This window comes from Streptomyces melanosporofaciens, assembly GCF_900105695.1.
Lineage (GTDB): Bacteria > Actinomycetota > Actinomycetes > Streptomycetales > Streptomycetaceae > Streptomyces > Streptomyces antimycoticus.
Genome location: NZ_FNST01000002.1, coordinates 1,872,105 through 1,881,768, shown reverse-complemented (window position 1 = coordinate 1,881,768; position 9,664 = coordinate 1,872,105). Strand labels below are relative to the sequence as shown.

At 73.7% G+C, this 9,664-nt stretch carries 1 protein-coding gene; it reads left to right on the top strand.

The genetic code is table 11. The features are described from left to right. Positions 1-2 precede the first annotated feature (2 nt). Positions 3-9,617: a type I polyketide synthase gene (locus tag BLV72_RS10930; protein WP_425288511.1), complete on the top strand. Its 9,615-nt coding sequence runs from the start codon at positions 3-5 to the stop codon at positions 9,615-9,617. Positions 9,618-9,664: the final 47 nt, after the last annotated feature.

Sequence of the window (9,664 nt, the reverse complement as noted above, 5' to 3'; positions counted from 1 at the left end):
TGGTGAATAACGAGGACAAGCTCCGGGATTACCTCAAGCGGGCCACCGCCGACCTGCGTCAGGCCCGCCGACAGCTTCGCGAGGTCGAGGAGCGGCACCAGGAGCCGATCGCGATCGTCGCGATGAGCTGCCGCTACCCGGGCGGTGTCCGCACCCCCGAGGAGCTGTGGCGGCTCGTCCTGGGCGGCGAGGACGCGATCTCCGGCTTCCCCACGGACCGCGGCTGGGACATCGAGTCGCTCTATGACGCCGACCCCGACCAGGCGGGCGCCAGCTATGTGAACGAGGGCGGATTCCTCTACGACGCGGGCGGCTTCGACCCCACGCTCTTCGGGATCTCGCCGCGCGAGGCCATGGCGATGGACCCGCAGCAGCGGCTGCTGCTGGAGACCTCCTGGGAGGCGTTCGAGCGGGCCGGGGTCGACCCGACCGGGCTGCGCGGCAGCCGGACCGGCGTCTTCGCGGGCGTGATGTACCACGACTACACCTCGCGGCTCGACTCCGTGCCCGAGGGAGTCGAAGGCTTCCTCGGCACCGGCAGCTCCGGCTCCATCGCCTCCGGCCGGGTGTCGTACACCTTCGGTCTGGAGGGCCCGGCGGTCACCGTCGACACGGCGTGTTCGTCGTCGCTGGTCACCCTGCACATGGCCGTCCAGGCGCTGCGAGGCGGCGAATGCTCCCTCGCGCTCGCGGGCGGTGTCACGGTGATGGCCACCCCCTCGACGTTCACCGAGTTCAGCCGGCAGCGCGGACTCGCCGCCGACGGCCGCTGCAAGCCCTTCGCCGCCGCCGCGGACGGCACCGGCTGGGGCGAGGGCGTGGGCATGCTGCTGGTCGAGCGGCTGTCGGACGCGCGGAAGAACGGCCATCCGGTGCTGGCGATCGTGCGCGGAAGCGCCATCAACCAGGACGGTGCCTCCAACGGCCTGACCGCGCCCAACGGCCCGTCCCAGCAGCGCGTCATCCACCAGGCGCTCACCAACGGCCGCCTCTCCGCGGCCGATGTCGATGCCGTCGAGGCACACGGCACGGGTACCACCCTGGGCGACCCGATCGAGGCGCAGGCGCTGCTGGCCACCTACGGCCAGGAGCACACCGAGGACCAGCCGCTGCTGCTCGGCTCGATCAAGTCCAACATCGGGCACACCCAGGCGGCGGCCGGTGTCGCCGGCATCATCAAGATGGTCATGGCGATTCGCCATGGCGTCCTGCCCAGGACCCTGCACATCGACGAGCCGACCCCGCATGTCGACTGGTCGGCGGGCGCGGTGTCGCTGCTCGCCGAGACCACCCCCTGGCCGGAGACCGACCACCCGCGCCGGGCCGCCGTGTCCTCCTTCGGCTTCAGCGGCACCAACGCGCACACCATCCTGGAGCAGGCCCCCGCCGAGGAGGCAGAGGAGGCCGAGGAAGCCACCGGGCGACCGGCCCCGTCGTCCGAGCGGCTGGACGTGGTGCCGTGGGCGGTGTCGGGCAAGAGCGCGGCGGCGCTGCGCGCCCAGGCGCAGCGGCTGCTGGCCCATATCGAGGCCGACCCCGGGCTGAGCCCGGCCGACGTGGGCCTCTCGCTGGCCACCACCCGGGCCCAGCTCGACCACCGCGCCGTGGTGCGCGGCCACGACCGCGCCGAGCTGCTGGCCGGGCTCACGGCCCTGGCCGAGGGCGGTATGGCGGCGGGTGTCGCCCAGGGCTCCGTCGTCGGCGGCCGGACGGCGTTCGTGTTCCCGGGGCAGGGGTCGCAGTGGGCCGGTATGGCGGTGGGGCTGATGGACGCCTCGCCGGTGTTCGCCGCGCGGATCGAGGAGTGTGCCGCGGCGCTGGCGGAGTTCACCGACTGGTCGTTGGTGGAGGTGCTGCGGGGCGCCGAGGGCGCGCCGTCGCTGGAGCGGGTGGACGTCGTTCAGCCGGTGCTGTTCGCGGTCATGGTTTCGCTGGCGGAGCTGTGGCGTTCGCTGGGTGTCGTCCCGGCGGCCGTGGTCGGCCACTCCCAGGGTGAGATCGCGGCCGCGTGTGTGGCGGGGATTCTGTCGCTGCGGGACGCGGCGCGGGTGGTGGCGTTGCGGAGCCAGGCGATCGGCCGGGTGCTGGCGGGCAAGGGCGGCATGGTGTCCGTGGCATTGCCGGTGGCGGAGGTCCGGGAGCGGATCGCGGCGTGGGGCGAGGAGCGCATCTCTGTCGCTGCCGTCAACGGCCCCTCGTCGGCGGTGGTTTCGGGCGAGCCGGAGGCGCTGGACGAGCTGGTCGCCGCGTGTGAGGCCGATGAGGTGCGGGCGCGCCGGGTGCCGGTGGACTACGCCTCGCACTCGGCCCAGGTCGAGTTGCTCCGTGACGAGCTGCTGGAGCTGCTGGCGCCCGTAGAGCCCAGGACGGCCGAGGTGCCGTTCCTGTCGACGGTGACGGGGGAGTGGGTCGAGGGTCCGGAGCTGGACGCCGAGTACTGGTTCACCAACCTCCGTCGCACCGTCGAGCTGGAGGGTGCGGTGCGCCGTCTGCTGGACGAGGGCTTCGGAGCCTTCATCGAGTCCAGCGCCCACCCTGTCCTGACCATGGGCGTGCAGGAGACCGCCGAGGACGCGGGCCGGGAGGCTGCCGCGATCGGGTCGTTGCGCCGTGACGAGGGTGGCCTGGACCGCTTCTGGGCCTCGCTGGGCGAGGCATGGACACGCGGCGTCACCGTCGACTGGGACGCGGTGTTCGACGGCACGGGCGCGGAGCGCGTCGAGCTGCCCACGTACGCCTTCCAGCACCAGCACTACTGGCTGGAGGCGGGCACCCCCGCCGCTGCCGCCACCGCCGCAGACCCCGTCGAGGCCCGCTTCTGGGAGGCCGTGGAGCGCGAGGACTGGCAGGCGCTCGCCGCCGAGCTGGACGTCGACGGCGACGAGCGGGTCAGCGCGCTGCTGCCCGCCCTGGCCACCTGGCGCAAGCAGAGCCGTGAGCGGTCCACGGTGGACGGCTGGCGCTACCGCGTCACCTGGAAGCCGCTCGCCGAAGGGCAGCCCGCGCGGCTGTCCGGCGCCTGGCTCGTCGTCGCCCCGGCCACCGAGGACGTCTGGACCGACGCCGTGACCGGTGTGCTCGTCGAACGCGGCGCCGACGTACGGCGGATCGCCGTGGACACCGACGCCGACGGCCGCAATGAGCTGATCGAGCGGCTGCGGGCCGCGCTCACCGAAACCGACGGCATCCCGTTCGCCGGAGTGTTGTCGCTGCTGGCCCTCGACGGCCACCCGCACCCCCGGCACCCCTCTGTTCCCGCCGGGGTGGCGGCGCAGCTCGCGCTCGTCCAGGCGCTGGGCGACGCGGAGATCGGCGCGCCGCTGTGGTCCGCCACCCGTGGCGCGGTCTCCGTCGGCGTTACGGACACTCTCGAATCCCCCGAGCAGGCGCTGGTCTGGGGGCTCGGCCGGGTGGCCGCGCTGGAGCACGGCGAGCGCTGGGGCGGTCTGGTCGACCTGCCCGGGGCGCCCGACGAGAAGGCGCTGGCCCGGCTGGTGACCGTGCTCGCCGGGGCCGAGGAGGAGGACCAGGTCGCGATCCGCGCCACCGGGCTGCTCGTACGCCGTCTGGTGCGCGCCCCGCTGGCCGCCACGCCCGCCGTACGGTCCTGGGAGCCGGCCGGTACGACGCTGGTCACCGGCGGTACGGGCGCGCTGGGCGCCCATGTGGCGCGCTGGCTGGCCAGTAACGGGGCCGAGCATCTGGTGCTCACCAGCCGCCGTGGTCTGGAGGCGCCGGGCGCGGCGGATCTGCGGTCCGAACTGACCGAGCTCGGCGCGAAGGTCACCATCGCCGCATGCGATGTGGCAGACCGCGCCCAGGTCGAGGCGCTGCTCGCGGACATCCCCGCCGAGCATCCGCTGACGGCCGTCGTCCACACGGCCGCCGTGCTGGACGACGGGGTGATCGAGGGCCTGACCCCGGACCAGGTGGACCGGGTGCTGAAGGTCAAGGTCGACGCCACCCGCCATCTGCACGAGCTCACCCGGGAGCTGGACCTCTCGGCGTTCGTGCTGTTCTCGTCCTTCGCGGCCACCTTCGGCGCGCCCGGACAGGGCAACTACGCGCCGGGCAACGCCTTCCTCGACGCCTTCGCCGAGCACCGGCGCGCCCAGGGCCTGCCCGCCACCTCGCTGGCCTGGGGCCCGTGGGGCGAGGGCGGGATGGCCGAGGGCGGCGTCGGCGACCGGATGCGCCGCCACGGCGTCATCGAGATGGCGCCGCGGTCGGCCGTCACCGCCCTCCAGCACGCGCTGGACCGCGACGAGTCGGTGCTGACCGTCGTCGACATGGAGTGGAAGCGCTTCGTTCTCGCCTTCACCTCCGGCCGCTCCCGTCCGCTGCTGCACGACCTGCCCGAGGCGCGGGACGTCATCCAGGACATGGCCGGGGACGCCGAGGCGGACGGCGCGGGCGTGGTGGCGCTGGCCCAGCAGCTCGCCGGGGTGCCGGACGCCGAGCAGGAGCGGCTGGTGCTGGAGCTGGTCCGCACCGCCGTCGCGGCCGTCCTGGGCTATGCGGGCGCGGACGACGTCGAGGCGGGCCGGGCCTTCAAGGAGCTGGGCTTCGACTCGCTGACGGCTGTGGAGCTGCGCAACCGGCTCGGCGCCGCCAGTGGGCTGAAGCTGCCGCCGACGCTGATCTTCGACTACCCCACCCCCACGGTGCTCGCGCGCCATCTGCGCACCGAGATCGCCGGCGGGCAGCAGGCGGCCGTGGCCGCGCTGCCGACCGCGGCGGCGCTCGCCGACGACGAGCCGATCGCCATCGTCTCCATGAGCTGCCGCTTCCCGGGCGGTGTGCGCACCCCCGAGGAGCTGTGGCAGTTGCTCACCTCCGGTGGCGACGCGCTGTCGGAGTTCCCGGGCGACCGCGGCTGGGACATCGAGTCCCTCTACAACCCGGACCCGGACGCGCAGGGCACCAGCTACACCCGCGAGGGCGGATTCCTCACCGGGGCCGCCGACTTCGACCCCACCTTCTTCGGGATCTCGCCGCGTGAGGCCATGGCGATGGACCCGCAGCAGCGGCTGCTGCTGGAGACCTCCTGGGAGGCGTTCGAGCGGGCGGGCATCGACCCGGCCACGCTGCACGGCACCCCGTCCGGTGTCTTCGTCGGCACCAATGGCTCCGACTACTCCATCGTCATGCGCAACAACACCGAGGGCTACGAGGGCCACCTGGCCACCGGCAGCGCCGCGAGCGTCGTCTCCGGCCGCCTCTCGTACACCTTCGGTCTGGAGGGCCCGGCGGTCACCGTCGACACCGCGTGCTCGGCGTCGCTGGTGGCGCTGCACCTGGCCGTCCAGTCGCTGCGCCAGGGCGAGTGCACGATCGCGCTCGCGGGCGGGGTGACCGTGATGGCCACCCCGGGCACCTTCATCGAGTTCAGCCGCCAGCGCGGACTGTCCTCCGACGGCCGCAGCAAGGCGTTCTCCTCGGACGCGGACGGCTTCAGCCCGGCCGAGGGCGTGGGCATGCTGCTGGTCGAGCGGCTGTCGGACGCGCGGAAGAACGGCCACCCGGTGCTGGCGGTGGTGCGGGGTTCGGCCATCAACCAGGACGGTGCGTCCAACGGTCTGACGGCGCCCAACGGCCCGTCCCAGCAGCGCGTCATCCGGCAGGCCCTGGCCAACGCCCGGCTGTCCGCCGCCGAGGTGGACGTGGTCGAGGCACACGGCACCGGTACGACGCTGGGTGACCCGATCGAGGCGCAGGCGCTGCTCGCCACCTACGGCCAGGAGCGGCCCGAAGGACAGCCCCTGCTGCTCGGCTCCATCAAGTCCAACATCGGCCACGCCCAGGCGGCGGCCGGTGTCGCGGGTGTGATGAAGCTCGTGCTCGCGCTGCGCCACGGCGTCCTGCCGGAGTCGCTGCACATCGTCGAGCCCACTCCGCATGTGGACTGGTCGGCGGGCGAGGTCGAGCTGCTGACCGAGGCGCGCGAGTGGCCGGAGACCGGCCGTCCGCGCCGGGCCGCGGTGTCCTCGTTCGGCTTCAGCGGCACCAACGCCCACGCCATCATCGAGCAGGCCCCGGCCGAGGAGCCGGACGAGACCGAGCCGGCGACCCGGCGGCCCGGCGCGCTGCCGTGGACGGTGTCCGGCAAGAGCGAGGCCGCGCTGCGCGCCCAGGCCGCCAAGCTGCTGGCCCATCTCGACGCGGACCCGGCCCTGCGCCCGCTGGACATCGGCCACTCGCTGGCCACCACCCGCGCCGCCTTCGAGCAGCGCGCGGTGCTGGTGGGCACGGATCGGGACGAATTCGCCGGCGGTTTGGACGCCCTCGCTAGGGGGCAGGTCCTGCCCAACCTGGTGCAGGGGGCCTCAATCGGGGGCAAGGCCGCATTCGTGTTCCCAGGACAGGGGTCACAATGGGTAGGCATGGCCGTGGAGCTGTTGGATGCTTCACCGGTGTTCGCTGCCCGTATTGATGAGTGTGCCGCCGCGCTCGCAGAGTTCACCGACTGGTCGTTGGTGGATGTGCTGCGCGAGGCGGAGGGCGCACCGTCACTGGAGCGGGTGGACGTTGTTCAGCCGGTGTTGTTCTCCGTGATGGTTTCGCTCGCGGAGCTGTGGCGTTCGCTGGGTGTGCGGCCCTCGGCCGTGGTCGGCCACTCGCAGGGCGAGATCGCCGCCGCGTGTGTGGCCGGAGCCCTGTCGCTGCGGGACGCTGCCCGGGTGGTGGCGCTGCGCAGTCAGGCGATCGGCCGGGTGCTGGCGGGCAAGGGCGGCATGGTGTCGGTGGCGCTGCCGGTGGCGGACGTGCGTGAGCGGATCGCGGCGTGGGGCGAGGAGCGCATCTCCGTCGCGGCGGTCAACGGTCCGTCCTCGGTGGTCGTCTCCGGTGAGCCGACCGCGCTGGACGAGCTGGTCGCCGCGTGTGAGGCCGATGAGGTGCGGGCGCGCCGGGTGCCGGTGGACTACGCCTCGCACTCCGCGCAGGTCGAGTTGCTCCGTGACGAGCTGCTGGAGCTGCTGGCGCCCGTAGAGCCCAAGACGGCCGAGGTGCCGTTCCTGTCGACGGTGACGGGGGAGTGGGTCGAGGGTTCCGAGCTGGACGCCGAGTACTGGTTCACCAACCTCCGTCGCACGGTGGAGCTGGAGGGCGCGGTCCGGCGGCTGCTGGACGAGGGCTTCGGGGTGTTCATCGAGTCCAGCGCCCATCCGGTGCTGACGATGGGGGTGCAGGAGACCGCCGAGGACGCGGGCCGGGAGGCTGCCGCGATCGGGTCGTTGCGCCGTGACGAGGGTGGTCTGGACCGCTTCTGGATCTCCGTCGGCGAGGCGTGGACGCGTGGCGTCGGCGTGGACTGGGACGCGGTGTACGAGGGGACCGGCGCCGAGCGCGTCGAGCTGCCCACGTACGCCTTCCAGCACCAGAGCTACTGGCCGCAGGCGGTCGACGCCCCGGCCGACGAGTCGGGCACGCCGTCCGATGCCGTCGACGCCCGCTTCTGGGAGGCCGTCGAGCGCGAGGACCTGGCGTCGCTGGCCGACACCCTCGCGTTCGAGGACGAGGCCGAGCGGTCCTCGCTCGGCGCCGTCCTGCCCGCCCTGGCCACTTGGCGCAAGCAGGCCCGTGAGCAGTCCACGGTGGACGGCTGGCGCTACCGCGTGACCTGGACCTCGCTGACCGAGGCGCAAGCCCCGCGGCTGTCCGGGACCTGGCTGCTGGCCGTGCCCGAGTCGGCCGCCGTCGACGACTGGACGCTCGGCGCGGTCCGGATGCTCACCGAACGCGGCGCCGAGGTACGGCAGATCACCCCGACCGCCGTGGAGTCGGACCGCGCGTCGCTGACCCGTCTGGTGCGCGAGGAGCTGGCCGACACCGCGACCGTCTCGGGTGTGCTGTCACTGCTCGCCTTCGACCAGGGCACCGCGCCCGGCACCGACGGCGTCAACGCCGGGCTGATCGGCACCGCCGTACTGATCCAGGCGCTGGGCGACGCCGGGGTGGACGCGCCGCTGTGGTGTGCCACCCGGGGCGCGGTCGCCGTCGGGCAGACGGACACCGTGGACTCCCCCGAGCAGGCGCTCGTCTGGGGCCTGGGCCGGACCGCGGCCCTGGAGTACCCGGAGCGCTGGGGCGGTCTGGTCGACCTGCCCGGATCGCCCGACGAGCGGGCGCTGGCCCGGCTCGCCGGAGTGCTCGCCGGGACCGACGGCGAGGACCAGCTCGCGGTGCGCGCGGCCGGGGTGTTCGCCCGCCGGCTCGCGCACGCCCCGCTGGCCGGTGCGCCCGCCGTACGGACGTGGAAGCCGGCCGGTACGACCCTGGTCACCGGCGGTACGGGCGCCCTGGGTGCCCATGTGGCGCGCTGGCTGGCCGGCAACGGTGCCGAGCATCTGGTGCTCACCAGCCGCCGTGGTCCGGAGGCGCCGGGCGCGGCCGAGCTGCGGGACGAGCTGGCCGAGCTGGGCACCAAGGTCACCGTCGCCGCGTGTGATGTGGCCGACCGCAAGGCCGTCGAGACGCTGCTGGCCACCATCCCGGCCGACCAGCCGCTCACCGCGGTCATGCACGCCGCGGGGGTCCTGGACGACGGTGTCCTGGACGCGCTCACCCCGGAGCGGTTCGCCACCGTCCTCGGCCCCAAGGCCGACGCGGCGCGCCATCTGCACGAGCTGACCCGCGAGCTGGACCTGTCCGCGTTCGTGCTGTTCTCCGGTATCGCGGGCACCCTCGGCGACGCCGGACAGGGCAACTACGCGGCGGCCAACGCCTATCTCGACGCGCTGGCCGAACAGCGCCGCGCCCAGGGCCTGCCCGCCACCTCGGTGGCCTGGGGCCGTTGGGGCGAGACGGGTCTGGCCGCCGACGGCGCCATCGGCGAGCGGCTGGACCGGGGCGGTGTCCCGGCGATGGCGCCGCACGCGGCCATCACGGCGCTGCAGCGGGCCCTGGACCACGCCGACACGGTCGTGGCCGTCGCCGACATCCAGTGGGACCCCTTCGCCTACGGCTACACGGCGGTCCGCCCGAGCCCCCTCATCGGCGAACTGCCGGAGGTCCGGCGGCTGCGGGAGACCGGCGCCACGGCCGGTGAGCCCGGCACGGCCCCGGACGGGTCCCCGGCGGACACGCTGCGCAAGCGGCTGGCCGGGATCTCCCGGGCCGAACAGTCCGTGGTCGTCCTGGAGGTCGTGCGCACCAACGCGGCCGCCGCGCTCGGCCACCCCTCGACCGACGAGGTCGGCGCCGGGCGGGCGTTCAAGGAGCTCGGCTTCGACTCGCTCATCGCGCTGGAGCTGCGCAACCGGCTGACCGCCGCCACCGGGCAGAAACTGCCTGCCACGCTGGTCTTCGACTACCCGACCCCGGCGGTCCTCGCCGAGTTCCTGTGCGGCCGGATCGTGGGCGACGGCGGTACGGCCGCCGCCCCCGGGCTCGCGGAGCTCGACGCGCTGGAGTCCGCGCTGTCCGTCCTCGACCCCGACAGCGAGGCACGGGACGACATCGCGGCCCGGCTGCGGGACCTCGCGGCGAAGTGGGCGGAGCCCCGTACCGACGAGGCCGGGGCGGCCGACGGCGAGGGCGGGACCGTGACGGAGAAGTTGCAGGAGGCGACGCCCGACGAGGTCTTCGCCTTCATCGACAAAGAACTCGGAATCTGAGGATCTGAAGGTCCCCGGGCGCAAGGTTTGTGACGAGAAGCATGGGT